At 74.4% G+C, this 25,767-nt stretch carries 21 protein-coding genes; 8 read left to right on the top strand and 13 right to left on the bottom strand.

From position 1 onward, the window contains the following. Nucleotides 1-45: 45 nt before the first annotated feature. Nucleotides 46-918 carry a DMT family transporter gene (locus BX283_RS09715; RefSeq protein ID WP_101387235.1) on the bottom strand — a complete coding sequence of 291 codons (873 nt, stop codon included), beginning with the start codon at nt 916-918 and terminating at the stop codon, nt 46-48. A 122-nt stretch (nt 919-1,040) separates the two neighbouring features. Between BX283_RS09715 and BX283_RS09710 the strand changes: the two genes are divergently transcribed. The 5 genes from BX283_RS09710 (at nt 1,041) to fxsT (ending at nt 9,889) form a co-directional block, all read left to right on the top strand. Further along, a complete protein-coding gene (locus BX283_RS09710; protein WP_101387234.1) occupies nt 1,041-1,613 on the top strand; it encodes a helix-turn-helix domain-containing protein in 573 nt (190 codons plus the stop codon). Nucleotides 1,614-1,819: 206 nt separating this feature from the next. After that, a complete protein-coding gene (locus tag BX283_RS09705) occupies nt 1,820-2,008 on the top strand; it encodes a hypothetical protein (protein WP_101387233.1) in 189 nt (62 codons plus the stop codon). A gap of 16 nt (nt 2,009-2,024) precedes the next feature. Beyond that, nucleotides 2,025-4,472 (top strand): FxsB family cyclophane-forming radical SAM/SPASM peptide maturase, encoded by a 2,448-nt coding sequence (locus tag BX283_RS09700; protein ID WP_101387232.1) that lies wholly within the window; start codon nt 2,025-2,027, stop codon nt 4,470-4,472. Between the two features lie 94 nt (nt 4,473-4,566). After that, the gene (locus BX283_RS09695; RefSeq protein WP_257582391.1) at nt 4,567-5,931 is read left to right on the top strand and encodes a TIR-like protein FxsC; all 1,365 of its coding nucleotides are present in this window, start codon (nt 4,567-4,569) and stop codon (nt 5,929-5,931) included. After that, nucleotides 5,915-9,889 carry an FxSxx-COOH system tetratricopeptide repeat protein gene (gene fxsT, locus BX283_RS09690; protein WP_101387231.1) on the top strand — a complete coding sequence of 1,325 codons (3,975 nt, stop codon included), beginning with the start codon at nt 5,915-5,917 and terminating at the stop codon, nt 9,887-9,889. The genes BX283_RS09695 and fxsT overlap by 17 nt, the downstream gene beginning before the upstream one ends. A gap of 98 nt (nt 9,890-9,987) precedes the next feature. Here the strand turns inward: fxsT and BX283_RS09685 are convergent, their stop codons facing one another. From BX283_RS09685 to BX283_RS09635, 12 genes are all read right to left on the bottom strand, one after another. Continuing rightward, complete coding sequence (locus BX283_RS09685; protein ID WP_101387230.1) at nt 9,988-10,857, bottom strand: alpha/beta fold hydrolase; 870 nt, start codon at nt 10,855-10,857, stop codon at nt 9,988-9,990. 192 nt (nt 10,858-11,049) lie between these two features. Beyond that, nucleotides 11,050-11,457: a CoA-binding protein gene (locus BX283_RS09680; protein WP_257582390.1), complete on the bottom strand. Its 408-nt coding sequence runs from the start codon at nt 11,455-11,457 to the stop codon at nt 11,050-11,052. Nucleotides 11,458-11,485: 28 nt separating this feature from the next. Further along, on the bottom strand, nt 11,486-12,406 hold the full coding sequence (locus BX283_RS09675) for a class I SAM-dependent methyltransferase (protein ID WP_257582389.1): 921 nt from the start codon (nt 12,404-12,406) through the stop codon (nt 11,486-11,488). Continuing rightward, nucleotides 12,382-12,606, bottom strand: coding sequence for an alpha/beta fold hydrolase (locus tag BX283_RS41520; protein ID WP_373979557.1), 225 nt, complete (start codon nt 12,604-12,606; stop codon nt 12,382-12,384). Before BX283_RS41520 ends, BX283_RS09675 begins: the two co-directional genes overlap by 25 nt. Further along, nucleotides 12,603-13,172 carry an alpha/beta fold hydrolase gene (locus BX283_RS09670; RefSeq protein WP_257582387.1) on the bottom strand — a complete coding sequence of 190 codons (570 nt, stop codon included), beginning with the start codon at nt 13,170-13,172 and terminating at the stop codon, nt 12,603-12,605. Before BX283_RS09670 ends, BX283_RS41520 begins: the two co-directional genes overlap by 4 nt. Beyond that, nucleotides 13,169-13,822, bottom strand: a complete 654-nt coding sequence (locus BX283_RS09665) for a LysR substrate-binding domain-containing protein (protein ID WP_101387227.1) — start codon at nt 13,820-13,822, stop codon at nt 13,169-13,171. The genes BX283_RS09670 and BX283_RS09665 overlap by 4 nt, the downstream gene beginning before the upstream one ends. Beyond that, nucleotides 13,815-14,690 carry a DUF6182 family protein gene (locus tag BX283_RS09660; RefSeq protein WP_257582385.1) on the bottom strand — a complete coding sequence of 292 codons (876 nt, stop codon included), beginning with the start codon at nt 14,688-14,690 and terminating at the stop codon, nt 13,815-13,817. Before BX283_RS09660 ends, BX283_RS09665 begins: the two co-directional genes overlap by 8 nt. Continuing rightward, entirely contained in the window at nt 14,681-15,850 is a 1,170-nt protein-coding gene (locus BX283_RS09655; protein ID WP_257582383.1) for a hypothetical protein, read from the bottom strand. The genes BX283_RS09660 and BX283_RS09655 overlap by 10 nt, the downstream gene beginning before the upstream one ends. Further along, on the bottom strand, nt 15,847-17,271 hold the full coding sequence (locus tag BX283_RS40570) for a hypothetical protein (RefSeq protein ID WP_180357118.1): 1,425 nt from the start codon (nt 17,269-17,271) through the stop codon (nt 15,847-15,849). The genes BX283_RS09655 and BX283_RS40570 overlap by 4 nt, the downstream gene beginning before the upstream one ends. Beyond that, nucleotides 17,271-18,128, bottom strand: coding sequence for an SAM-dependent methyltransferase (locus BX283_RS09645; protein WP_101387226.1), 858 nt, complete (start codon nt 18,126-18,128; stop codon nt 17,271-17,273). The genes BX283_RS40570 and BX283_RS09645 overlap by 1 nt, the downstream gene beginning before the upstream one ends. A gap of 80 nt (nt 18,129-18,208) precedes the next feature. Further along, on the bottom strand, nt 18,209-19,909 hold the full coding sequence (locus BX283_RS09640) for a GH3 auxin-responsive promoter family protein (RefSeq protein WP_101387225.1): 1,701 nt from the start codon (nt 19,907-19,909) through the stop codon (nt 18,209-18,211). Then, a complete protein-coding gene (locus tag BX283_RS09635; protein WP_101387224.1) occupies nt 19,896-20,546 on the bottom strand; it encodes a hypothetical protein in 651 nt (216 codons plus the stop codon). Before BX283_RS09635 ends, BX283_RS09640 begins: the two co-directional genes overlap by 14 nt. 304 nt (nt 20,547-20,850) lie before the next feature. On the opposite strand from BX283_RS09635, the gene BX283_RS09630 reads away from it, so the two are divergent. From BX283_RS09630 to BX283_RS09620, 3 genes are all read left to right on the top strand, one after another. Beyond that, nucleotides 20,851-21,477, top strand: coding sequence for a YigZ family protein (locus BX283_RS09630; protein WP_101387223.1), 627 nt, complete (start codon nt 20,851-20,853; stop codon nt 21,475-21,477). A 70-nt stretch (nt 21,478-21,547) separates the two neighbouring features. Then, complete coding sequence (locus BX283_RS09625) at nt 21,548-22,747, top strand: exonuclease SbcCD subunit D (RefSeq protein WP_101387222.1); 1,200 nt, start codon at nt 21,548-21,550, stop codon at nt 22,745-22,747. Then, nucleotides 22,744-25,758, top strand: coding sequence for an AAA family ATPase (locus BX283_RS09620; RefSeq protein WP_101387221.1), 3,015 nt, complete (start codon nt 22,744-22,746; stop codon nt 25,756-25,758). The genes BX283_RS09625 and BX283_RS09620 overlap by 4 nt, the downstream gene beginning before the upstream one ends. The last annotated feature ends 9 nt before the right edge of the window (nt 25,759-25,767 follow it).

Raw genomic sequence — 25,767 nt, 5'->3', positions numbered from 1 at the left:
AAACACTGCGGGTGCGACCAGCACGCGGGCAACCCCCCGGCCGCGTCAACCCGTCGCCAGCAGCAACGTCCCCACCAGCGCGACCCCCGCCCCTACGGCCTGCACTCCGCGCAGCCGTTCCTTGAGCACACCCCGCGCGGCGAGCGCGGTGATCACCGGGTACAGAGACGCGAGCACGGCCGCGACGGTGACCGGCCCCTGCTGCGCGGCGATCGCGTACGTACCGTTCGCGGCCACATCGGCCAGCCCCACGAAGGCGAGCGCGGGCAGCGCGGCCACGACGACGGCCCGGCCGCCCTCCGGCAGCGCCGCGCCGCCGCGCCTCACGGACACGTACAGCGCCGTCCCGCCGACCGCGACATTGGTGACGCGCTGCACGAACAGCGCGAGGAACAGACCGGTGACCGTGGTCGAGGACTCGGCGATCAGCGCCATCACCGCGCCGAACCCGAAGGCGGCGAGCAGCGTGAGCGCGATCGCCTGCCGCTGGACCGGCGCGCCCCGGAACTCCGGGCCGCCCGCCATGAGGATGCCGACCACCGCCACGGCGATCCCGGCGAGCTGGAGCAGCCCCGGCCGTTCGCCGAGGACCAGGCCGACGCCGACCGGCACGGCCACGCCGAGCGAGCCGAGCGGGGAGACCACGCCCATCGGGCCGAGCGCCAGCGCCTTGTAGAAGCTGAGCATCGCGACCGGGCCGACCGCGCCCGCCGCCACCGCGAACCAGAGCTGCGGCCCGGCCTCGTGCCACCCGCCGGTCGCCACGACGACCGCGCCGAGGACGGCCACGGCGATGGTCTGCGAGACGACGACCACGGTCAGCGCGGGCGTGCGCCGGGTGAGCAGCCCGCCGCCGAAGTCGGCCAGCCCCCACAGGAGGCTGGTGGCCAGGGCGAAGAGTGCCGTCTGTGCCGTCATGGGAGCGCCTCGCAGTACAGTGCGGTGAACGGTCCGGTGCACCGGACCGTAGTTCACTATACTGAACTTGTTATCCAAAATATTAGCCGGTCGTCCTTGGCGGCCCCCATCATGGACGGAATGTGTCGGACCTCGATCTGCTGACCCACTCCCTGGCCCGCAACGTCAAGCGCTGGCGCACCGAGCGCGGCTTCACCCTGGACGCGCTCGCCTCCCGCGCCGGGGTCAGCCGCGGCATGCTCATCCAGATCGAGCAGGCCCGCACCAACCCCAGCGTCGGCACCGTGGTGAAGATCGCCGACGCCCTCGGCGTGAGCATCACGACCCTGCTCGACTACGAGAGCGGGCCCAGCGTGCGGATCGTGCCGCCGGACCAGGCCGTCCGCCTCTGGTCCACCGAGCGGGGCAGCTCCAGCACGCTGCTCGCGGGCACCGAGGCCACCGGCCCGCTGGAGATGTGGCGCTGGCGCCTGATGCCGGGCGACGGCAGCTCCTCCGACCCGCACCCGACGGGCACCCACGAGCTCATCCATGTCACCGCGGGCACCCTCACCCTCGTGGTGGACGGGGTCGAACACCCCGTCCCCGCGGGCCACTCGGTCTCCTTCGAGGCCAGTACGAGCCACACCTACCGCAACGACGGCACCGAGCCGGTGGAGATGACCATGGCGATCTCGGTCCCGTTCGAACGCTGACCGCTCCGGCGCCGTGGCCCGCGGTGCCAGAGTGGCCCGTGGGGCGTATGGTCGGCCTCCGGCGGGTGGCGCGAACTGGCCATCCATGCGCGGGAGTCGGACCGATCCGGCGCGGACCTGTGCGAGAGTGGCCGAAGCGGGGAAGACAAGTGCGGAGAGGGCAAAAGCCCTCCCGCAGCGACGCACGCCCGCCGGTGGGGGGATCCATGGGACATCTCGTCACGGCCGCCGAACGACCTTGTCCGGCGACCGACCGCCAGGGCCGTGAACGGCCCTCACTGCACACACAGGCTGCCAAGGCGCGCGGCGGGGAACTCCCCGCGGCGGTACAGCGCCTGATCGCCGCCGAGCACGCCTCGACGGTGCCGGTCGCCGCCTTCCAGTCGGCGCTCTAGCCGGAGGCCATCCGCCGTGGACCGGTCGCCTCCGGTGGTGTCGCAGGTCGTACTGAAGATGCACAGCCGCTGCGACCTGGCGTGTGACCACTGCTATGTGTACGAACACGCCGACACCAGCTGGCGCGGCCGGCCCAGGGCGGTCTCGCACGAGACCCTGACCGCCACCGCGGCCGGGATCGCCGCCCACGCCCGGGCCCACCGGCTGCCCGCCGTCCATGTGGTGCTGCACGGCGGCGAGCCGCTGCTCGCCGGGCCCGCCCTCCTCAGACGCGCCGCCGAGGAGCTGGGGCGCGCCCTGCGCGGCGTCAGCGCCCTCGATCTGCGCATCCACACCAACGGGGTACTGCTCGACGAGGAGTTCTGTGAGCTCTTCCGCGAACTCGGCATCCGCGTCGGCATCTCGCTCGACGGCGACAAGGCCGCCAACGACCGCCACCGCCGCTACGCCGACGGCCGCAGCAGCCACGCCCGGGTCCTCGACGCGGTCGCCCTGCTCGGCCGCCCCCGCTACCGGGAGCTGTTCGCCGGGCTGCTGTGCACCATCGACCTGGCGAACGACCCGGTCGCGGTGTACGACGCGCTGGCCGCGCTGCACCCGCCGCGCATCGACTTCCTGCTCCCGCACGCCACCTGGGACCACCCGCCGCCGCGCCCCACGGGCTCGCCGACGCCGTACGCGGACTGGCTCGACGTCGTGTACCGGCGCTGGGACGGGCAGGGGCGCCCGGTCCCCGTACGGCTCTTCGAATCCGTGCAGCGCACCCTGCGCGGCGGCAGCAGCCTCACCGAATCCCTGGGGCTCGCCCCGGCCGATCTGGTGGTCGTCGAGACCGACGGCACCTTCGAGCAGGCCGACAGCCTCAAGACGTCCTACGACGGCGCCCCGGCCACCGGGATGAACGTCTTCGAGCACAGCCTCGACGACGTGCTCACCCACCCCGGGATGCTGGCCCGCCAGAAGGGCATCGAGGCGCTCTGCGCGCAGTGCACCTCCTGTCCCGTGGTCGCGTCCTGCGGCGGCGGCCTCTACGCCCACCGCTACCGGACCGGAACCGGCTTCGACAATCCGTCCGTGTTCTGCCCCGACCTGATGGCGCTGATCATGAACATCCGCACGCACGAGTCGCTCCCCGAGCGCCCGGCGCACGCCCGGGCCGGTGAGCCCGTCCGGCCCGAGGCCGAACAGGCCCTGGAACCGGCCGACTTCGAGGAGCTGGCCGCCGGATTCGGCGGCGCCGACACCGTGGCCCGCCTGGCGCTGGCCCAGCTCGACCTCAACCGCGGTCTGCTCGCCGCCGTCGGCGGCCGGGCCGACCCGTCGGACCGCCGGGCGGCCGCCGCCTGGGAGCTGCTGCTCGACCTGGACACGGCGGCCCCGCACGCCCTGGAGACGGCCCTCGCCCACCCCTACTTCCGGCCCTGGGCGCTCGGCGTCCTCGGCGGCCGTGAACCCGGCACGCTCGCGGGCGGTCTGGCCGAGCTCGCGGCGTCGGCGGCGCTGCGCGCCCGGCGCGCCGACACCGTCGTCGTACCGCTGCGCGAAGGCACCCTGCGGCTGCCCGGCATCGGCCGGGCCCTGCTGCCGGGCGGCGCCGAGGAGGCCGAACTGACCGCGCAGGCCTACGGGTTCACCGTAAGGGCGGGCGGCCGCAGGATCGAGATGGGATGGGGCGAGGGCCTGGACGGCCGCACCCCCCACTGGCAGCCGGTACGGCTCTTCGAGGCGAGCGGCTGGACCGTCGCCCTGGAGGACACCGACCCGCTGCGCGACCGCTATCCCTGGCCCGCCGACGAGCGGCTCCCGGCGTCCGGGGCGCGCGCCTGGGCCGACGCGCTCGCCGGGGCCTGGTCCCTGATCCAGCGTCATCTGCCCGCGTACGCACCGGGGATCGCCGCCGGGCTGCGGTCCATCACCCCGCTGAGGCCGCGGGCGGGCAGTGACACCAGCGCCACCTGCCGGGACGCCTTCGGAGCCGTGGGCGCCGCCCGCCCGGCCGCCCCCGCGCTGCTCGCCCTCCTGATCGTCCACGAGTTCCAGCACGTGAAGCTGGGCGCGGTGCTGGACAGCTGCGATCTGTACGACCCGGAGGACACCGGCCGCTACTACGCCCCCTGGCGCGACGACCCGCGACCGCTGGGCGCCCTGCTGCAAGGGGCGTACGCGCACCTGGCGGTCACCGACTTCTGGCGGGTGCGGCGCAGTACCGCGGACACGCCGGCGGCGCGCGGCCGGGCCGAGGCGGAGTTCGCGCGCTGGCGGCGGCAGACGACGGAGGCGATCGACACGCTCGCCCGCTGCGGCGCGCTCACCGGCCCGGGCAAGCGCTTCGTCGCCGGGATGGGGGAGACCGCATCGGCCTGGCGGGAGGAGCGGGTCGCACCCGAGGCGCTCGCCGCGGCCGCCGACTCCGCCCGGCGCCACCGGGACGCCTGGCGGGCCCGCAACGCGCCGCGCGGGTGACCGGCCGCCCCCGAATCGGCTCGTACAAGCGGTTCCGCCGCGGATCGCTCGCTTTCTACACTGGGGACCCACCCACTCGGACCGGGAGGGAGCGGTGCTGCACGGAGCCGCGCGGGGCGGGGGGCACGAGCCGAGGCCGTACTTCTTCCTGAGTTACGCGCACACACCGAAGAACGATCCCCGGGACAAGGACCCCGACCTCTGGGTGCAGCGCTTCTTCCGCGACCTGTCCGCGCACGTGATGCAGCTGACCGCGCTCCCGGCCGGGGTGCCCGCCGGGTTCATGGACCAGCACGTACGCCCCGGTGAGGACTGGCAGGGGCAGATCACCGAGGCGCTGGCGCACTGCCGCGTCTTCGTCCCGCTCTACTCGCCGCGCTACTTCCTCAGCGAGCAGTGCGGCCGGGAGTGGTTCGCGTTCGCCGAGCGCGACACCCTCCACCAGTCGCGCAGCGAGCACCGCGCGCCCCCGGCGATCATCCCCGCGCTCTGGATCCCCGTCCTGCCGCACCAACTCCCCGAGCCCGCCCGCCGGTTGCGGTTCGACCACGCGGACTTCGGCGAGGAGTACGCCGACGAGGGCTTCTACGGGATGATCAAGCTCAGCTATCTGCGCGACCACTACGAACACGCCGTCTACCAGCTCGCCAAGCGCATCGTGAGCGTCGCCGAGCGGACCCGGGTGGCCGACGGCGACCCGCTCCAGGACTACGCGACGCTCACCTCCGCGTTCGGCACGGCCCCCGGCCCCGGCCGCGACCTGGAGGTGACCGTCCTCGCCTGCTCCCGTGACGGACTGCCGCGCGGGCGCGGCCCCGACTGCTACGGCCCCCGGCCCAGCGACTGGAACCCGTACCACCCGCTGTCCGCGCGGCCGCTGGCCCGCCACACCGCCGACCTCGTCGTCAACCTCAACTACACCGTGCGCCTCGCGGAGTTCGACGACAGCGCCGACCGGCTGCTGCGCCCGGGCCCGCCCGAAGCCCCCGGGCTGCTGCTGCTCGACCGCTGGGCGCTGGACTCGCCGCGCCACCGGGAACTGGTGCGGCTGCTCTGCGCCGAGCCCCGCCCGTGGCTCAGCGTGATGGTTCCCTGGAACCGCGCCGACCCCGAATCGCCGCCGCGCGAAGCCGAGTTGCGCCATGTCGCCGACGAGGTGCTCGCGACAAGGCTGCGGCAGAGTCCCGGCCACCTGACGCAGGGCGGCGGGCTGCCTACTCTGGAAGCCTTCAGCCAGGAGCTCCCCAGGGCGGTCCGGTCGGCGGTCAGGCACTACGAGAGCGCCGCGCGCACGGGTCGGCCGGCCGGGCCCGGCAGCCCGCTGCCCCACGTCCTGCCGGACGGGGTCGGGCTCGGCCGGGCGGCCCGCGCCCGCCCCGGGGACCAGCGAGAACAGCGCGCCGCCGGGAAGAGCAAGGCCGAGCAGGTGGAGGGCCCCCCAGATGGCCGAGAACCGTGACGGGACCGTCATCACGTTCTACTCGTACAAGGGCGGCACCGGACGCACGATGGCGCTCGCCAACTGCGCCTGGATCCTGGCGGCCAACGGCCACCGGGTGCTCGCCGTCGACTGGGACCTGGAGGCGCCCGGACTGCACCGGTTCTTCCACCCCTTCCTCAACCTGCGCGACCTGGAGGCGACGCCGGGCCTGATCAACCTGATCACCGAGTACCAGGAGGAGGCCCGGCGGCCCGGCGAGCGCGCCCCGGACTGGCACCGCGCCTACGCGCGCGTGCGTCCGCACGCCGTCACCCTCGACTGGTCCTTCCCCAGTGGCGGCAGCCTGGACTTCCTCTCGGCGGGCCGCCGCAACCGCGACTACTCCTCGGTCGTGGGACGGATGGACTGGGACCACTTCTACGAGCACTCCGGCGGCGGCCAGTTCTTCGACGCCATGGCCGACGACATGCGCCGCCACTACGACTTCACCCTGATCGACAGCCGCACCGGGCTGAGCGACATCGCCGACATCTGCACCGTCCAGATGCCCCAGGTCCTCGTCGTCTGCTTCACCCTCAGCGACCAGAGCATCGACGGCGCCTCGGCCGTCGCCCGCTACATCGAGGAGCGCTACCAGGAGCGGAACATCCGCATCCTGCCCGTGCCGACCCGTATCGACGAGGGCGAGAAGGAGAAGGCCGACGCCGGGCGGGCGCTCGCCCGGGAGTACTTCGAAGGCCTCCCCAGCGGCCTGACCGGCGAGTCCGCCGACAGCTACTGGGGCACGGTCGAGATTCCGTACCGGCCCTTCTACGCCTACGAGGAGGTCCTGGCGACCTTCGGCGACCCGCCCAACCTCGGCAGCTCCCTGCTCGCCGCCTGCGAGCGGCTCACCTCGGTGCTCACCCACGGGCAGGTCACCGGCCTTCCGCCGATCGACGAGTCGCTGCGGCTCGCCCATGTCGCCGCCTTCACCCGGCGCAGGCCCACCTCGCCCGCGAACATCGTGCTCAACCACGTGTCCGAGGACCGGATGTGGGTGGACTGGCTCTCGGCCGTGCTCGGCGCGGCGGGCTTCCGCACCTTCCCGGTGGACGTCCGCGACCCCGGCTCCGCCCTGATGGAGCCGGAGACCGGCGAGGACGGCGCCCACCGCGTCCTGCACATCGCCTCCCCGCCCTACCTCAAGTCCCGGGCGGGGCGCGGGCTGTGGGACAGCGGGCCCGCCCCGGACCGGGCCGGCGGGCGCCGCCAGGTGCTGCCCGTGCGCGTCGGCGACGTACGGCTCACACCGCCGCCGGGCGGGCTGCGGGCGGTGGACCTGGTGCGGGTGGACGAGGCCGAGGCGGCGGCCGCGCTGCTCGGCGCGCTGGGCCGGGCCGAGGCCGCCGCCGCGCTCCCGTGCGCCCCCGACCGGCCCCGCTTCCCCGGGAACGCGCCCCGGATCTGGAACGTACGGCCGCGCAACAGCTGGTTCACCGGCCGCACCGACCTGCTCGACCGGGTCCGCGACCAACTGCGCGGCGACAGCCGCTCCGCACAGCGCCTGCCCCAGGTCCTGTACGGACTCGGCGGCGTCGGCAAGACACAGGTGGCGCTCGAATACGCGCACCGCTTCCGGGCCGACTACGACCTGGTGTGGTGGATCGAGGCGGAGCGGCCCGACCTGGTGCTGGCCTCGCTGGCGCAGCTCGCCGCCGAGATGGGCCTGCGGACCGGGGACGTGGTGGCCGAGGCGGCCCTGGCGGCCCTCCAGGAGCTGTGGCGCGGCGAGCGCTACCCGCGCTGGCTGCTGATCTTCGACAACGTGGAGGACCCGGACGAGGCGCTGCGCCGGCTGCCCCCGGCCATCGGGCCGCTCCCCGCCGCCGTCTACGGCCATCTGCTCGCCACCTGCCGCAACAAACCGGCCACGAACCGGGTGGAGACCACCCAGGTCGAGGTCTTCACCCGGTTCGAGAGCGTGGAGCACCTGACCTGGCGGGTGGCGGGCCTGCCGCCGGAGGACGCCGACCTGGTCGCCAACGCGGTGGGCGATCTGCCGCTGGCCGTGGAGGTGGCGGCGGCCTGGCTCGCCGAGACGGCGACGCCCGTGGACGCCTATCTGCGCCAGCTCGCGGAGCAGAGCACCACGGTCCTCTCGCTCGGCACGCCGGAGGGGTACGGGCTGCGGTTCGGCGCGACCTGGGCCATCTCCATCAGCAGGCTGCGCGAGGAGTCCAGGGCCGCGGTGCGCCTGCTGGAGATCTGCGCGTTCTTCTCCGCCGAACCCGTTTCGATGCGGCTCATCGGCAGCGACGCGATGTTCGACGCGCTGCTCCCGTACGACGCCGATCTGCGCGAGCGGTACATGCTGGGCCGGGTCATCCAGACGCTGAACCGGTTCGCCCTGGCCAAGGTGGACCCGGCGGACAGCAGCATCCAGGTGCACCGCCTCGTCCAGGCGGCCGTGCGCGACGCGCTGACCCCCGAGGAGCAGACCGAGACCAAGAGCGTGGTCCACCGCATCCTGGCGCAGGCCCGGCCCACCGAGGGCGTCGACCGGGACGACCCGGTGAACGACCCCAAGAGCTGGCCCGCCTTCGAGCTGATCTGGCCCCATCTGAACGCCTCCGGCATCGCGGACAGCGACGACGCCAAGGCCCGTGACCTGATGGTCGACCGGATCCGCTACCTCCTGCGGCGCGGCGAACTGGAGAGCGCCCGGGTCTTCGGCGCCCAGCTGGACCGGATCTGGAGCCGTCGGCTCGGCGAGGACGCGCTGCAGACCCTCAACATCCGATTCGAGCTGGCCAACGCCCTGCGCGCGCAGGGCAGATACCAGGAAGCACTGACGATGGACGAGGACACCCTCGCCCGCCAGTTGCGCCTGTTCCACGCCGACCATCCCGCCGACGACCACCCCAGCGTGCTGATCGTCACCGGCAGCCTGGCCGCCGACCTGCGCGCCGTCGGCAGGTTCAACGAGGCGCTCGAACGCGACCTGTGGGTCTACCGGGGCATGCGCCGCCTCTTCGGGGAGGCCCACCGGCGCACCCTGATCGCCGCGCACAACCTGGCCATCGACTACCGCCTCACCGGCGACAGCGAGGCCGCCCGGCGGCTCGACGAGCGGACCGTGGAGCGGCGCGGCATGCTGCTCGGCGACGACCACCCCTACACCCTGGTCACCAAGATGAACCTCGCCGGGGACCTGCGGGAGACCGGCGAGTACGCGGTGTCGGTGGAGGTCCTGCGGGAGGTCGTGGACGGGCTGCGCCGGGTCCTGGACCCGCACGCGCCCGAGGTGCTGCGCGCCGCCAAGAGCCTGGCCGTCTCGCTGCGCAGGGCCGGGCATCCGCACGAGGCGATGCGGCTGTCGGGCGAGACGTACGAGCGGTTCCGCGACCGGTACGGGCCCGCCTCGCCCGACACCCTGGCCTGCGGGGTGAGCCTCGCCGCGGACCTCGCGGCCACCGGCGACCCGGCGCACGCCCTCGACCTGGCCCGGCAGATGCTGCACGGCTACCGGGGGACGCTCGGCGAGTCCCACCCCTACAGCCTGGCGTGCGCGGCCAACGCCGTCGTCCATCTGCGGGCGACCGGAGGCGCCGAGGAGGCGGTCGCGGACGCCGAGGAGGTCCGCGACCGGCTGGAGCGGGCGCTCGGCCCCCAGCACCCGTTCACGCTCTGCGCGGCCGTCAACCTGGCGAACGTGTACGGAGACCTGGGCCGGGTAGACCTGGCCGAGCGGTGGGAGTACGCGGCGCTGGAGGGACTGCTCGACAAGCTCGGGCCGTGGCATCCGGACGTGCTGGTCTGCCGGTCGAACCTGGCGGTCACCCTGCGGGCGGCGGACCGGGGCGACGACGCGGCCGGGATGCGCGCGGCGGTGATCGAACCGGCCGCCGAACGCCTGGGCGTGGACCATCCGATCGCGGAGGCGGCCCGCGCCTGGCAGCGGCTGGACCGGGACATCGAGATCCAGCCGGTCTAGGGAGGTCCAGGGACGGGGGCTTTCCTCGCTTTGTCTCTGGTCCAGGCAGCAGGTTCAGAGGCGGGTGGGCCCTGTCGTGCCACGGGCGGTCGTCCGGCCTAGGAGCAGGCCGCCGCCCAGCGCAGGGCGCGGGTGAACACCGCGAGCGCGCCGAAGTGCGCCGCGTCCGGGGGTACTTCCAGGCGTGCCCCCGGGATCCGCTCGGCCAGCCACCGGGTGTGCTGCGCGGGCGCGAAGACGTCCTGCTCTCCGTGCCACAGCAGCACCGGCGTACGGATGTCCTCCGGCCGGAACTGCCAGGGCGAGCTCAGCGCCAGCACGTCGTCGACCCATCCGTCGGCCGAACAGCGCAGCCCCTCCGCGAAGTTGCGGACGAGCAGCGCCCGGATCGCCGCGTCCGTCAGCACCTCCCGGTCCGGCTCCGGCACCATGCCGTGCATGGCGGTGACCGTCGCCCTCGGATCCGCCCGTATCTCCTCCGCCCGCAGCTCGAACGCGGCGGTCACCGCCTCCGGGCCGCCCGCCGCGATCGTGTACGCCCGGACGTTGTCCTCGGTCATGCCGTCGAACCAGTCGAGGCCGTCCGCGTCGCGCGGCGCCAGCGGTACGAGCGCCACCGCTTTGGCCGTACGCCCCGGAAGGCGCGCGGCACACGACAGCGCGTGCGGCGCGCCGCCGGAGCGCCCCACCACGGCGAACTCGCCTATGCCCAGGGCGTCGGCGATCGCCGCCACGTCCTCCGCCGCGTGCACGACGCGGCGCCCCGGCCGCCGGTCCGAGTCCCCGTACCCCGGCCGGTCGAAGGTGATGAGGCGGACGCCCATCCGGTAGAGCACGGTGCTGCGGGGAGCGGGGCCGTGCCGGCTGCCCGGTGTGCCGTGCAGCAGGAACACCGGTCTGCCCAGGGGGTGCCCCCGGCTCTCGACGGCCAGCTTCCGGCCGTCCGGGGTGCGGACGAGCTTGAGCAAGGAACGCCTCCCGTGGGTTTGTTCGGGAGCTGGGGGACGGCGCCAGTATGAGCGCGCCGGGCGGTCCGGTACAGCGGACGGGAGGCGGCAGCGGGCCGCGACCGGGCGAGAACGGGGTGTGCGGCACGGCCGGTACAGCGCCGTGTGCGAGTCGCCCGGGCGGGTCTCCGGGGCCGGCCTCCGGGGCGAGCCTCAGCCCAGCCGGGGTATCTCGATCGCCGGGCACCGGTCCATGACCATGTCGAGCCCCGCCGCCCGGGTCCGCTCGTACGCCGCGTCGTCGATCACCCCGAGCTGGAACCAGACCGCCTCGGCCCCGGCGGCCACGGCCTGGTCGGCCACGTCACCGGCCAGCTCGCTGTTCACGAACACATCCACCACGTCGACCTTGAACGGAATCGCGTCCAGCGACGGATAGCCCTGCTCGCCGTGGACCGTCTCGGCCTTGGGGTGCACGGGCACGATCCGCTTGCCGTACCGCTGGAGCACCGCCGCCACTCCGTACGCCGCGCGCCGCTCGTTGGACGACAGACCCACGACCGCCCAGGTGTCCCCGGTCTCGGTGAGGATCCTGCGGATGGTGTCCTGCTCGCTGTTCACTCCGTGCCTCCCGCGGACCGCAGGTCCGTTAGATGTGCTCCTCTCCCGCAGAACGAGCGACGGGCGCGCGCAATTCCCGCTCGCCGGGCACCGTCCCGACGGCCAGCACATTGCCCTCGCTGATATATCCGTCGGGTCCGTCGAGCGGGTGGTCCGCCGCGTCCGGGTCCGCGAAGCGGCGCCACTCCTCGCTCAGCCCGAGCGCCAGGGCCTGTTCGGCGAGCCGGGCGCAGGTCGGCGCGTAGAAGGCCCGGGCCTGCGGGGTGAGCGGGGAGAAGTGCTCGATCAGGACGGCCTGTTGCCGCACCTCGGTCAGGCCCGCGGCCTTCAGATGGCGGTGGAGATCACGGGTGCGCAGGAGCTGGGCCGCGTATCCGGGAGTGCGTACCGCCGCGCGGAAGAAGTCCGCGAAGAGATACGGGTCCGTCGGCCGGGCCGTGATCAGGTGGGCGTCCAGGTCCTTCACCGCTATCGTGCCGCCGGGCCGCACCACCCGCCGCAGCTCGCGCAGCGCGAGGGCCAGTTCGGAGTCGTTCAGGTACTGCACGGTGTTGGCGCACCAGACGGCGTCGAACGTGGCGTCCGCGAAGGGGAGTTCCAGCAGATCGGCGCGGCGGATGTCCACCGGGCAGATGGGGGACCATTCCGCCAGCCGTTCGGCGGCCAGCGCCGCGTTCTCCTCGGCCAGGTCCACCGCCGAGACCCGGCCCTCCGGGCCGACCAGGTCGGCCAGCCATGGCAGGAAGTCCCCGCCGCCGCAGCCCGCGTCCAGGACGTGCGCGCCGGGCCGGATGCCCGCCTGCCCTAGCAGGCCGAGGTAGGCGTCCCGGCACGCGTCGAAGTGGGCGTCGACGATGGTGTGGTGGGTGAAGCCGAGTCCGGTGGAGGTGGTGAACCCCCAGGCCCGGTGGTCGTCGGTGAGCATCAGCGCTCCACTTCCGTCGTGCACGCGTCCAATTTGGCGAGCAAGGCGTCCAGTTCGCGCTGGATCGCCTCCGGTGTCTCCAGCGGCGGCAGATGTCCCGAGCCCGGGACGACCACGAGACGCCCCCGGGGAAGGGCCTCGACCGTGGCGCGTGTGTCCGCCTCCGAGATCAGCTCGTCCTCCTCCCCGACGATCACCACGGCCGGAACATCGGTGGCCTTCAGGACGTCCAGCGCGTCCCCCGGGCGGCGATCGCCCGCTGGGCCCAGGCCAGCGACGCGGGAGAGGCCCCGGCCACCGCCTTACGGACCCGGGCCAGCACCTGCGGACGCTCGGCGTGCGTGGTGGCGCCGACCAGCCGGGGCGCGGTGGACTCGATGACCGCCGGGCCCTTCACCGGGTCCTCCATCAAGGCCGCGAAGCCTTCCCTTGCCGTGCGCGCGGCCTCGTCGTCCGCGTCCGCCCGCGTGGACACCAGGGCGAGCGCCAGCGCCCGCCCGGGATGCCGACGAAGGAACGCCATCGCCGCATAGCCGCCCATCGAGACCCCGACCAGCACCGCACGCGCGATGCCGCGCTCGTCCAGCTCGCGGGCCAGGTCGTCCGCGACCGTGTCGAGCGACGGCGGCTCGTCGCCGAGCTCGGTGGCGCCGAAGCCGCGCTGGTCGGGAGCGACGACCAGGTGTCCACGCCGCTCCAGGGCCTCCCGCTGCGCGTCCCACATCGACGAGTCCAGGGAGAGCGCGTGCAGCAGGACCACCGGGACCCGGCCGTCGGCCGCCGCGGTCATCGCGCCGTGCTCCCGTTCTCGGCGTCCGCGACGAATCGGGCTATGTGCGCCGCCGGTTCGGGATCGCGCAGCCACGCCAGGGCGACCGGCGCGGGCGGCAGGTCGGAGATCGGGATCACCCTCGTCTGCGCCGGCGCGATGGCCTCCAAGGACTGGAACGTCAGATGGACGGCGTCGGTCCCCGAGAGCGTCCCCATCAGGCCCTTCACCGTGCCCATGTCGTACGCGCGCCGGATCCGGCGGCCCTTCGGGGTGCGCGGCGGCACCACCTCGTCCCACACGTACTCCGGGAAGGAGCCGGGGCAGCGGAATCCCTCGTAGGCGGCCACCTCCTCCACCGAGACGGAGGCGTGCGCGGCGAGCGGGTGGTGGGCGCCGACGATCACCGCGCGCGGGTCGAGCGCGACGGGCTCGCTCACCGCCAGATCCGGCTCCCGCAGCCCGTACTTGACGATCATGACGTCCAGCTCCTTGGCCCGCAGCCCGCGGAACGGGTCGGCCACGTCGTACCCGACCAGCTCGACCCCGCTCTCGGCGCGGCCCGCCGCGCGGACGATCGCGGTGGCCAGGTCGGGCGAGCCGTGGATGCCCAGGCGGACGGGCGGCGTGCCCGGGGTGCTGCCGTCGGGAACGGTGGTGCGGTCAGTCATCGGGAGTCTCCTCGGTCAGTGCGGCGAAAGCGCGGAGCCGGTCGGGACGGGTGCGGTCGACATCGACGCGGAGCGCGGCGAAGGGCGCGGTCGCGCCGGTCAGGCTCGGGACGGAGCGCAGCGTCAGCCGGTCTCCCGGCGTGATCAGGCCGTCCAGGGCCGCCTCGACCACCAGGTGGTTGAGGTGGACGAGCGCCTCGGGCACGGGAACACCCGAGGCGGCCACATAGAGGTCGCGGTGGACCCCGGCCCTCGGCGGGGGGCCGGGTCGCGGCGGGACGGCGCCTTGCGGCAGCGGTTCGGCGCCGGGCCCCGATGTCGGGGCCTGCCGGTGCGTCCCGGGGGCACCCCGACTGGCGGTCGGGGCCGGGACCGTGACCGTTCCCGGCGGGCCCACCGGGAACGTGGCCGTGGACTGGAACAGCTTGAGCAGGCGGCGCAGCCCCGCGCTGCTCCCGGCCGGTGCCGGGCCGCACCAGCCGACCGACCCGTCCTCGGCCAGGCGGTCGAAGGAGTAACGGCCCAGCAGGTTCGCGGGGTTCCCGGCCAGGAACACCGTTCGGGTGAATGAGCGCCGCCAGGCCGCCGCCGTGCCGGGCGCGAGCCCGAGCGCGAAGGCCGCCGCGTCCCGGACCCAGGCGGCGGGGTCGAAGTGGCGCACGACCGCCACCGCCTGCACGGCGTCGGCGTCCGGCCGCTCGACGGCCCGGGCGCGCGCCGCCAGCAGCGCGGCCAGATCCGACTCGCCCTCGGCGGCGGCCAGTTCGGGCCGCACCCGCCGCAGCCGCCGGAACGCCTCGGCGCGCAGCCGTCGCTGGGTCAGGGGCTCGGGAACACCCGCCGGTCGTCGCTGCTCGGTCAGCGGCACAGGAACACCTCCGCCAGCAGATCGCGCGCGGGCGCGGCGCGGCGCCGGCCGAGCAGGCTCGTGGTGAGCCGGTACGGGTCCACATGGGCGTGGTCGCGGCGGTGGACGCCCAGCCGCTCGGGCAGACCCGGCTCGGCGGTGGCGGGCGCACCGGCCAGCAGACGGCCGGCCCGCTTGAGACACTGGTGCAGCAGCTCCGGCCGATGGGACTGGCCCTGGCCCGGCCCCAGCGTCGCGATGAAGTAGAGCCGCATGCCGAGCCGGAGCGCCGCGTCGTCGTGGTCGGCGGACGCCGCCTCGATCAGCGAGGCCGCGTCCAGGCCCCGCCAGCCGCCCGCACGGGCCGAGCGGATCTCGCCGTCCACCGGGACGCGCCCGACCGGGACCCGGTGCACGATGGGCCCCAGCGGGGCGAGCACGCGCGCGAGGAGCTGGTAGTCCGGGTCGAGCTCGGGGTCGTACAGGAACACCACTTCGTCGTACCCCGGAGCGAGCGGCAGGAGCTCGCGCAGGGCGCAGGCGAGGTAGTTGGGGCGGCCGTCGGCGGTGACGATCTGCCGCAGCGGCAGGCCGTGCCGGGTCAGGTCGAGGTAGACCGGTCCGCCGAGCCCCCGGTGGTCCAGGCACAGACCACGCGCGCGCAGCCGCTCCAGCATCTCCTCCAGGCCGAGGCCGGGCGGTTGGTGGGCGAGGAGCCCGGGGTCGTACAGGCCGAGGCGGGCGTAGTGCCCCCGCCACAGTTCGAGGATCCGGGTGGCGGCCGGGTGCACCCAGCCGTGGTGCTCGACGGCGTCGGCGTACGGGCGCAGCGCGGCGGCCGGAACCCGGTCAGCCGCCGCGCGGTGGCGTACGTACAGCGAGCCGATGTCGTCCTCCGTCAGCTCCGCGTAACCGGTGTCCCCGTGGGTGCGGTCGAGGAACTCCCAGAACCCCAGGGTCTGTTCGGTGAGGTGGTACGTGGAGTGGCTGTAGCGGTAGTCGACGTCCGCCAGACACGCGGTCGCCCGGTACATCACGTCCGTCCAGAACAGACCCTTCAGGTGGGACGGGGCGAGCGGTTTGGAGGGGGTGATCGTGATCGGAGCCAGCAGGACCCGGCGGCGCGCTCCTTCCGCCACGGCGGGCACGCGGCGGGAGGACGGCGCTGCGACGGGCGTCACGACGGGTCTCCTTCCGCCGCCAGGAGGGCGTGTAGGAGCTCCTGGCGGGGCTGGGTCGCCGTGCTCGCCGGAACCGCGCCACGGGGCGCCTGGGCCACTCGGTGACGGAACTTCTCGTCCCCGAACACCTCGTCCGGAGTGCTCAGCCCCATCAGGACCCGCATCAGCCCCCGCCACACCGTCCCGTCCTGGGCGGCGGCCGCCCGTATGGACGTGTTGGGGCAGCCGGAGTACGCGGGCGGCAGGGCGCGGCCGTGCACGTGGGCGCTCCAGCGCCCGATCCGCTCCCGGTCGACGCTCGCCGCGTGCTCGTACCACGGCCGCAGGAGCGCGTCGGTGAACCCGGCCGCGGCCTCGGTCCGTTCCGCCGCGGGGTGCGCGGCCAGCGCGTCGGCGAGGCCGAAGGCCTGCGCGAGCGCCAGCGACATCCCCCGCCCGTAGAGCGGGTTGGTGACACAGGCGGCGTCCCCGACCGGGAACAGGCCCGCCACGGGCGGGCGTACGGCGGTGGCACGCAGGACGTTGGCCGGGCCGCCGATCGCATGGACGCCGGAGATGGGCGCGCTCACGGCGTCGTCGAGCCAGGCGGTCAGGCCCGGAGTGGCGCGCGCGACGGCGGTGAAGGCGTCGGAGTGGCGCAGCCGGTCCAGCTCCGTGTCGCCGGGCAGGGTGCCCAGGGCGATCGCGAAGGTGCCCGCATCGCCGGGGTGCAGCACGCCCGCGTAGTGGTCGAAGATGTCCCCGGCGGCATGGCCCCGGTTCAGCGGCCCGGGCAGTGAGCTGCTTCTCAGCCGGTAGAACCGGGTGAAGCCGCGCAGACCGGACGGGCTGGTCAGATCCCCCGCCACCGCGACCCCGGCATCCGAGAGCCAGCCCCGGGCGGCCGCGCGGCGGCCGGTGGCGTCCACGACCACGTCGGCGGGCAGGTGCGCGCCGTCCGTCGTCACCACGCCGCGCACGGACCGGCGGTCGCCGCTCAGCCGCAGCCCGCGCACCGTCGTGCCGTGCCGGATCTCCACCTGCGGCAGGGCCTCGACCGTCCGGTACAGGACGAGTTCGAGCGTGGTGCGGCGGCAGCCCAGCGCGACCAGTTCGTCGTCGCCCACCTCGCGCGCCCGGTCGGTCGCGCCCTGCGGCAACGCGCGCGTGAGGTCGAACAGCGGGGCACCGGCGGCGACCAGACGTGCCAGGACCTCGGGCGCGCGCGTGCGCAGCGTGCGTACGCCGAGCGAGGTCAGCGTGTGGGAGTGCTGGGCCTGCGGCACGGTCGGGCGCTGCCAGCGGCTGTGCAGGTCGGCCATCGCGCCCCGGGGCGGCGGGGCGGAGCGCTCCAGGACGACGACCCGCCGCCCGGTGCCCGCCAGCGCGAGCGCGGAGGCCAGACCCGCGACGCTGCCTCCTACGACCAAAGCTGTCGGCATCAGCGCCGCCGACCGTGGATGAAGAACACCCGGCGCACGTTCGCCTCGTCCCGGGGCGGCACCGGGTCCGGCCAGCGGCCGAAGTCGGCTCCTGGTTCGCCGGGTTGCAGCGCCTCGACGGAGAACCCGAAGCTGTCGAAGAGCGCCTCGGGCTCGTCGGTCCCGAACAGCCACGGGCAGCCCCAGCCCGCGAAGATCTCCAGCAGCCCGCGCATCTGGGGGAGCGTCAGGGCGGCCGCGTTGACCAGGTCGGCGGCGATCCGGCTGCCGGGCGCCGAGAAGTCGGCGACGCGGCGCAGGATGCGGTGGGTGTCCTGCTCGGGGATGTAGTACAGCAGCCCTTCGAGCAGCCAGGTGGACGGCAGGGCCGGGTCGTACCCCGCCGCCAGGAGGTCGTCCTCCCAGTCGGGAGAGGTGAGGTCCACGGCGACCGTACGGTGGTCGGTGCGCGGGCTGACGCCCTCCAGCCGGTCCTTCTTGTACGCGAGCACCGCGGGCCGGTCGACCTCGTAGTAGCGCAGCCCTTCGGGCCAGTCGAGCCGGTAGGCGCGCGAGTCCATCCCCGCCGGGGCGAGCACGATCTGCCGCATCCCGGGCTCGCGGGCGGCCTCTTGGAGGTAGTCGTCGAAGAACCGGGTGCGGATGGCGTTGTAGTCGGGAGTGCTGGGGAGCGTACGCGAGGCGTCCGCCGGGAAGGTGGCCTGCCGGATCTCCGCGAGCAGCTCCGGCCCGGTCTCACCGCAGAGCGCGTCCGCGTACGGATCCTGGTAGATGCGGTCGGGCCGGCGCGTCTCCGCGGCACGCAGGGCGGCGGTGAGCAGGGCGGTGCGTTCGACGGCGTCGAGCAACTCGGTCACGGGGTTCTCGTCTCCTTCGGTCGGATGGGTGGAGTGCGGGACCGCGGTGGGGGGCGGGGCCGCGCCGGGAGGAGTGCCGGTCAGGAACCGTTCCCGTCGGTGAGTCGTTGCCATAGCGCCGGGTCCTGGCGGAAGAGCCGGTCTTTGACCTGGGTGGGGCGGACGCCGGTGGCGACGGCGGCGTGCCAGTCGTCGAGGAAGGCGTCGGGGTGCAGCGGGAGAGCGGTGGGGGCGCCCAGGCGGTGCTGGGCGCGGGCGTGGTGATAGCCGGGGGATTCGTGGGCGAGGGCGCGGTCGAGGCGTGTCAGGAACGCGTCGGTCTCGGCGCCGCTCCAAGGGGTGGTTGAGGCCAGGGCGAACTGGTAGAAGGGGGTGCCGTGTTGACCGGGGACGACGCGGCAGGCGGTGTTGCGCAGTTCGAGTCCGCCCGCGGCCAGGGCGGTCGTGAGGGCGCGCAGCACGTGGGCGTCGCGCAGGCGTTCCCCGGCGGCGTTGGAGAGCGTGTTGCGGCCGGTGTATTCGAGGCGGGGTACGCCGTGCTCGCTGTCGACGACACGTACGACGTCGCCGACGGCATAGCGGTAGAGGCCGCCGATGTGGCTGAAAACGGTGTGGTAGTCGCGTCCCGCTTCAAGCTCGTGGGGCCGGAGGGTCGGTGTGTCGGGGGTGAGGTCCTGGTCCGCGTCGGCGAACTCGTACACGGAGGCGGTCACGACGAGGCTTCCGGCGCTCGGGTGGCGGTCGAGGGCGACGCCGGTGGGGCCCTCCGAGGCGGCGACCGGGGCGGGCAGCAGGGTGACCCCCGGCCCGAACTCCTCGCGCAGCCGGGGGAGGTAGAGCGAGGCGAGACCGGTGGTCCAGCAGAACAGGGCCCGCATGTTCGGCCACACATGGGCGGGCCGGACACGCCCGAAGTGCGCGGCGAGACGGTCGAGTTCGCGGGCGCGATCGGGGTTGGGGGATCGGTAGGGGTGGCCGCCGAGCGTGCCGTCGCGCACCTCCTGGACGAGGCGCTCCCACCACAGGTTCAGCTGGTGGGGGAGGGCGGCGACCATGGCGGGGTTGATGCCGATGACACAGCGCACATCGCTCTCGACCGCCAGTCGCAGCCGCAGATACATCTTCTCCAGATGCGCGTCGGCCGCCACGGGCACCGCCAGCGTGGCCCAGGGGGCGCTCGTGCCGGGCTCCGCCGAGAGCGGCTCCCCGAACCTGGTGCCGAAGTCGACCTGGCTGGCCCCCACATGGGGCTTGCCGGAGGCCGTGGTCGGCGGGGCGGCCAGCGGGTCGTGCTTGAGGTTCAGCACCGCGTCCGGGCGCGCGAGGACGTCGGGGAAGTGTTCGGCCAAGGGCGCCCACGCGGCGTAGTAGAACGGGAAGAACGTGGTGTGCATGAACTGGGGGGTGACGGGGATCTTCTTGTGGGCGCCGGTGCTGCCGCTGCTGGTGAAGAAGACGGCGGGCTTGTCGGCGGTGAGGACGTTGTCCTCGCCCGCCGCCGCCCGCTCGATCCAGGGGGCGAGCCCGCTGTAGTCCTGGACGGGGACGGCTTTGCGCCAGTCGTCCAGGGTGCGCACCCGCGCGAATCCGTGGGCGCGGCCGTACGCGGTGTCGGCGTTGAAGGCGAGCAGGTCCTCCAGGACCCGCTGTTGGAGTCCGGCCGGATCCGCGAACGCGGCCCGCAGCCGGGCCCGCTCGGCGAACACCCGCGACCGGTACCGCTCCACCCGCTCCGGATCCGGCCAGGACGGGCCGTCCCGACGACTCTCAGACGTAGTCATGGCAGACCGCCTCCCGCACGGCGTCGGCGGTCCGCTCGGGAGAGTTCTGCTGCTCGACGACGGTGACCGGGAGGGACCGGATCTCGTCCCACATCAGCTTCTCCAGGTCGGTCTGGTACCGCTCGAACGACGTCCGGTTCGCCCGCTCGCCGTAGTGCTCCAGGGAGTTGAGCCGGGTCCCGCGGCGGCTCCGGCGCCAGGCCTCGTGCGGCGAGACCTTCAGGTAGACGATGTGGCGCGGCTGCGGGAACGAGCGCCACCAGTCGTACATGGGGTTCTCGCGCACACCCGCGAGGCGGCACTTCGCGAGGATCTTGTAGTAGTACGAGTCGACGAGGAGCGGCCGTCCGTCGGCGGCGTCCGCGGCCGTGAGGAGCTGGTCGCGCAGGTGCACCACGGCGGTCTGGAGCATGCTCGCCATGAAGTCCGGCGAGTAGGCGCCGTCCGGGGCGGCGACGTCCTTGACCACGTCCCGCCGCAGCCGGCCGATCAGCGCGTGCCGGTCGGCGAGGAAGCGATCGTCGACCGAGACGACCCGGACCGGCTCGGGGCCTTTGGCGAGCCGGGACATCGCCGATGACTTGCCCGCGTAATCGCCTCCCAGGAGGACGGAGAATAACGGGAGGTTTGATGACATATCGGGTTGCTCCTTATGAACCGGCGCACTCTCTGCTGTGGCACGACTCCTCCCCGCAGCCTGCTGGAGGTGCCTATAGCGAGAGTTGAGGATCAAGGGGGAGGAGCGGGTGAGGGTTCAACCGGCGTCCACCCGCTCGTCGCCCGGGTGTGCGGCCGGGCGACGGCCCCGGCCCGCTGTGGAGCCGCGCCGGGTGACATCGGTCACCCCGTGCCACCGGGGCGGGCCGGGGATCTCCGCCCCCGGGGCCCCGGCGCCCCGGTGACCAGCGGGTCACCGGCCCGGCACCGCATAGGGTGGCCGTATGCAGGAGCAGTACCGGACGATCGCCCGCGAGGGCGTGCACGAGACCGAGGTCAACCGATCGCGGTTCCTCTGCGCGCTCGCGCCCGCCGCGACCGAGCAGGCGGCGCAGGACTTCATCGCGCGCGTCCGCAGGGAGCACCCGACGGCGACCCACAACTGCTTCGCGTACGTCATCGGGGCCGACGCCTCCGTACAGAAGGCGAGCGACGACGGCGAGCCGGGAGGCACCGCCGGAGTCCCGATGCTCCAGATGCTGACCCGCCGCGAGGTGCGGTACGCCGTCGCCGTCGTCACCCGCTACTACGGCGGAGTGAAGCTCGGCGCCGGCGGGCTCATCCGCGCGTACGGGGGAGCGGTCGGCGAAGCCCTGGACGCGCTCGGCACCGTGGTGCGCCGGCGGTACCGCCTCGCCACCGTCACCGTCGACCACCAGCGCGCGGGCAAGCTGGAGAACGACCTGCGGGCCACCGGCCGCGCGGTGCGCGAGGTGCGCTACGCCGAGGCCGTGACCATCGAGATCGGCATTCCGGAGGCGGACGTGGAGTCCCTGCGGCGCTGGCTCGCGGACGTCACCGCGGGCACGGCGACGCTGGAGCTCGGCGGAGAGGCGTACGGGGACGCGTGACAGCTCTGCGCCGTACCGGTAAGGCAGTTGCCGCCCGGGATGTCCGACCCCACCGTTACCCTCGGGGATCATGAGATTCCTGCACACGTCGGACTGGCACCTGGGACGGTCGTTCCACCGGGTCGCCCTGCTCGACGCCCAGGCAGCGTTCCTCGACCACCTGGTGGCGACGGTGCGCGAGCGCGACGTGGACGCGGTCCTGGTGGCAGGGGATGTCTACGACCGGGCCGTGCCGCCGCTCGCGGCCGTGGAGCTCTTCGACCGCGCCATCCACCGGCTCGCCGAGGAGGGCGTGCCGACGGTCATGATCTCGGGGAACCACGACTCGGCCCGCCGGCTCGGCGTCGGCGCGGGCCTCATCGAGCGGGCGGGCATCCACCTGCGCACCGACCCGGCCGGGTGCGGCACCCCGGTGCTGCTGTCCGACGCCCATGGGGAGGTGGCCTTCTACGGGCTGCCCTACCTCGAACCGGCCCTGGTCCGCGACGAGTTCAAGACCGACAAGGCCGGGCATGAGCAGGTTCTCGGCGCGGCCATGGAGCGCGTCCGGGCGGATCTCGCGGCACGCGCGCGAGGCACCCGGTCCGTCGTCCTCGCGCACGCCTTCGTGGCGGGCGGCGAGCCGAGCGACAGCGAGCGGGACATCACGGTCGGCGGGGTCGCCGCCGTGCCCGCGGGAGTCTTCGACGGCGTCGACTATGTGGCGCTCGGCCATCTGCACGGCAGCCAGACCCTCACCGACCGCGTGCGCTACTCGGGCTCCCCGCTGGCGTACTCGTTCTCCGAGACCACCCACCGCAAGTCGATGTGGCTCGTCGACCTGGCCGCCGACGGAGCCGTCGCCGCCGAGCGGATCGACTGCCCGGTCCCGCGCCCCCTCGCCCGCATCCGGGGCCGCCTCGACGAGCTGCTCGAAGATCCCGCCCTGGAGCCCCACGAGGACGCGTGGGTGGAGGCGACGCTCACCGACCCGGTCCGCCCCGACGACGCGATGGCCCGCGTCGCCGCCCGCTTCCCGCACACCCTCAGCCTGGTCTTCGAGCCGGACCGGGCCCCCGAGGACCCGCTCGCCTCGTACGCGCGCCGCCTCCAGGGCCGTAGCGACCAGGAGATCGCGGAGGACTTCGTGGCCCATGTGCGCGGCGGCAGCGGCCCCGACGAACAGGAGCGGACGGTGCTGCGCGGCGCGTTCGACGACGTACGGGTGGAGTCGGCGCTCACCCAGGACCACGCGCGCGAGGCCGCGGCTGCGCGGGAGGGTGCCCGATGAGGCTGCACCGGCTGCGCGTCACCGCCTTCGGCCCCTTCGGCGGCACCCAGGAAGTGGACTTCGACGCGCTCTCGGCCGCCGGGCTCTTCCTGCTCCACGGGGCGACCGGCGCGGGCAAGACCTCCGTCCTCGACGCCGTCTGCTACGCGCTGTACGGGGCGGTGCCCGGCGCCCGCCAGAGCCCCGGCGCCACCCTGCGCAGCGACCACGCCGCGCCCGACACCGTCACCGAGGTCCTGCTCGATCTGACCGTCGGCGGGCGGCGGTTGGAGATCACCCGGCGGCCCCAGCAGAACCGGCCGAAGAAGCGCGGCACCGGCTTCACCGCCGAGAAGGCGCAGACCTGGCTGCGCGAGTACGACGCGCGCGAGGGTGTCTGGGAGGCGCTCAGCCGCTCCCACCAGGAGGTGGGGGAGGAGATCGGGCAGCTCGTCGGTATGAGCCGCGAGCAGTTCTGCCAGGTCGTCCTGCTGCCGCAGGGCGACTTCGCCAAGTTCCTGCGCTCCGACGCCGAGGCGCGCGGCAAGCTGCTCGGGCGGCTCTTCGACACCGGCCGCTTCGCCGCTGTCGAGGAGCGGCTCGCCGAGCTGCGCCGCGCCGCCGAACAGCAGGTCAAAGCCGGTGACGAGCGGCTGCTCGCGCTCGCCCAGCGGATGGCGCAGGCCGCCGGGGACGGCGCGGACGCGCGCGACTGGCCGCTGCCCGAGCACCGCCCCGGGGAGCCCGGCCTGGCCGAGGCCGTCCTGGAGTGGGCCGCCGTCGCGCGCGTGGGGGCACGCGAGCGCCTCGCCGTCGCCGAGTGCGCCGTTACCGCCGCCGAGAGCCGGCAGGCCGCCGCCCGGATCGCGCTCGACGACGAGCGCCGCCTCGCCGAGCTGCAGCGCCGGTACGCGGACGCCCGCCGCCGCGCCGACGAGCTGGCCGCCGCCGAGCCCCGCCGCGCGGACGTACGGGAGCGGCTCGACCGGGCCCGCAAGGCCGACCTCGTCGCCCCCGCCCTCGCCCTGCGCGCCGAGACCGAGCGCGAGCACCAGGCGGCGGCCACGGCCCGCGAGCGCTCCCGCGCGCTACTGCCCGCCGATCTGGCCGAGGCCGGAGCGGATCAACTCGGCGCCCTGGAGCGGCAGATGCGCCAGGAGCTCGGCGCGCTCGACGCCGCCCGCAGGGCCGAGGCCCGCAGCGCCGAGATCACCGCCGAGCGCGCCGCCCTGGACCGCGAGGCCAGGGCCGACGAGCAACTGCTCCTGGACGCCTCCGGCTGGCTCGCCTCCTGGGACGCCGACCGGCTGCGCCACCAGGAGCGCATCGAGACGGCCCACCTCGCGGCCACGCGCGCGGAGCAGCTGGTGGGGCGGCTCGACCCGGCCCGGCGCCGGCTCGCGGCCGCCCGCGAGCGCGACGCCCTCCAGGCGCGGCTGGACGCCGCGGAGGAACGGCAGGCCTCCGCGCGGGAGAGGGCCAACCAGGCCCATGAGCACTGGCTCGCCCTGCGCGAGGAGCGGCTGCGCGGCATCGCGGCCGAGCTCGCCGCCGGGCTGCGCGACGGCGAGGCCTGCGCGGTCTGCGGCTCCGCCGAGCACCCCGCTCCCGCGCGCGCGGCGGACGGCCATGTGGACCGCGCGACCGAGGACGCCGCCCACGAGGCGTACCGGCGCGTCGAGGCGGACCGCTCCGACGCCGAGCGTGCCCTCGCCTCCGTACGCGAGCGGTTCGCGGCCACGCGCGCGGAAGCGGGCGCCGAGACCGTGGCGGAACTCGCGTCCCAGGTCGGTGAGTTGGAGCGCGAGTACGGCGAGGTCCGGGCGCTTGCCGCCTCCCTGCATGCCGCGCAGGAGGCGTTCGCCAGTGCCGAGCGTGAACACGCGCGCCGGGTCTCGGAGCAGCGGGAGGCCGAGAACCGTGTCTCGGCCCGCAACGCCCGGCGCGAGGAGATCGACCGGGAACAGGCCGCCCTGGAACGGGAGTTGGCGCAGGCGCGGGGCGAGGCGCGCAGCGTCGCCGAGCAGGCCGCGCTCCTGGAGCACCGGGCCGGGCTGCTCGCCGGGGCCGCCGAGGCGGTCCGCGAGGTCGAGGTGACCGCCCAGCGCCTCAAGGACGCCGACGGACGGCTCTCCGAAGCGGCCTTCCGGGCCGGTTTCGACACCCCCCGGGCGGCGGCCGAGGCGTTCCTCGACGACCACCGCCAGCGGGAGCTCCAGCACCGGCTCGACGAGTGGCAGCGCGAGGAGGCGGCGGTCGCCGACCGGCTCGCCGAGCCCGACACGGTCGCAGCGGCCGAGCGCCCGGACGCGCGCACCGAAGAGGCCGAGGCCGTCCACGCGCGCGTGGAGCGCGCGCTGCGCGAGGCCGCCTCGGTGCTCGCCGCCGCACGCGCCCGCTGCGCCGAGCTCGCCCGGCTGGGCCGCGAGGCCGCCACGGAGACGCGCAGGATCGGGCCGCTGCGCGAGGAGTACGACCGGGTGGCCCGCCTCGCCGGGCTCACCGCGGGCACCTCCGCCGACAACGAGCGCAAGATGCGCCTGGAGTCGTACGTACTGGCCGCGCGCCTGGAGCAGGTGGCGGCCGCCGCGACGGCCCGGCTGAGCCGGATGTCCGGCGGGCGCTACACCCTGGTGCACTCCGACGCCCGGGGCGGACGCGGCCGTTCCGGCCTCGGGCTGCATGTGGTCGACGCCTGGACGGGCCGGGAGCGGGACACCGCCACGCTCTCGGGCGGCGAGACGTTCTTCGCGTCGCTGGCGCTGGCGCTGGGCCTGGCCGATGTGGTCACCGACGAGGCCGGGGGCGTACGGCTGGACACGCTCTTCATCGACGAGGGCTTCGGCAGCCTCGACGACCAGGCGCTCGACGAGGTCCTGGACGTCCTGGACTCGCTGCGCGAGCGGGACCGCAGCGTCGGCATCGTCAGCCACGTCGGGGATCTGCGCCGCCGCATCCCGACCCAGCTGGAGATCGTCAAGGAGCGGAACGGGTCGGAGGTGCGGCACCGGTCGGCGCACGCCGGGGAGTGAGCAATCCGG

The organism is Streptomyces sp. TLI_146 (assembly GCF_002846415.1).
Classification (GTDB): domain Bacteria; phylum Actinomycetota; class Actinomycetes; order Streptomycetales; family Streptomycetaceae; genus Streptomyces.
Note: the sequence above shows the minus strand (reverse complement) of the source record. Positions and strands in the feature narration are given on the sequence as shown.

Bases quoted from the DNA above. Each gene is read 5' to 3' on its own strand.
- BX283_RS09625 (WP_101387222.1), top strand. From the start codon at position 21,548: ATGAGATTCCTGCACACGTCGGACTGGCACCTGGGACGGTCGTTCCAC.
- BX283_RS09670 (WP_257582387.1), bottom strand. From the start codon at position 13,172: ATGACCGCGGCGGCCGACGGCCGGGTCCCGGTGGTCCTGCTGCACGCG.
- fxsT (WP_101387231.1), top strand. From the start codon at position 5,915: ATGGCCGAGAACCGTGACGGGACCGTCATCACGTTCTACTCGTACAAG.
- BX283_RS09635 (WP_101387224.1), bottom strand. From the start codon at position 20,546: ATGTCATCAAACCTCCCGTTATTCTCCGTCCTCCTGGGAGGCGATTAC.
- BX283_RS09620 (WP_101387221.1), top strand. From the start codon at position 22,744: ATGAGGCTGCACCGGCTGCGCGTCACCGCCTTCGGCCCCTTCGGCGGC.
- BX283_RS09665 (WP_101387227.1), bottom strand. From the start codon at position 13,822: ATGACTGACCGCACCACCGTTCCCGACGGCAGCACCCCGGGCACGCCG.
- BX283_RS09630 (WP_101387223.1), top strand. From the start codon at position 20,851: ATGCAGGAGCAGTACCGGACGATCGCCCGCGAGGGCGTGCACGAGACC.
- BX283_RS09640 (WP_101387225.1), bottom strand. From the start codon at position 19,909: ATGACTACGTCTGAGAGTCGTCGGGACGGCCCGTCCTGGCCGGATCCG.
- BX283_RS09705 (WP_101387233.1), top strand. From the start codon at position 1,820: ATGGGACATCTCGTCACGGCCGCCGAACGACCTTGTCCGGCGACCGAC.
- BX283_RS40570 (WP_180357118.1), bottom strand. From the start codon at position 17,271: ATGCCGACAGCTTTGGTCGTAGGAGGCAGCGTCGCGGGTCTGGCCTCC.
- BX283_RS09715 (WP_101387235.1), bottom strand. From the start codon at position 918: ATGACGGCACAGACGGCACTCTTCGCCCTGGCCACCAGCCTCCTGTGG.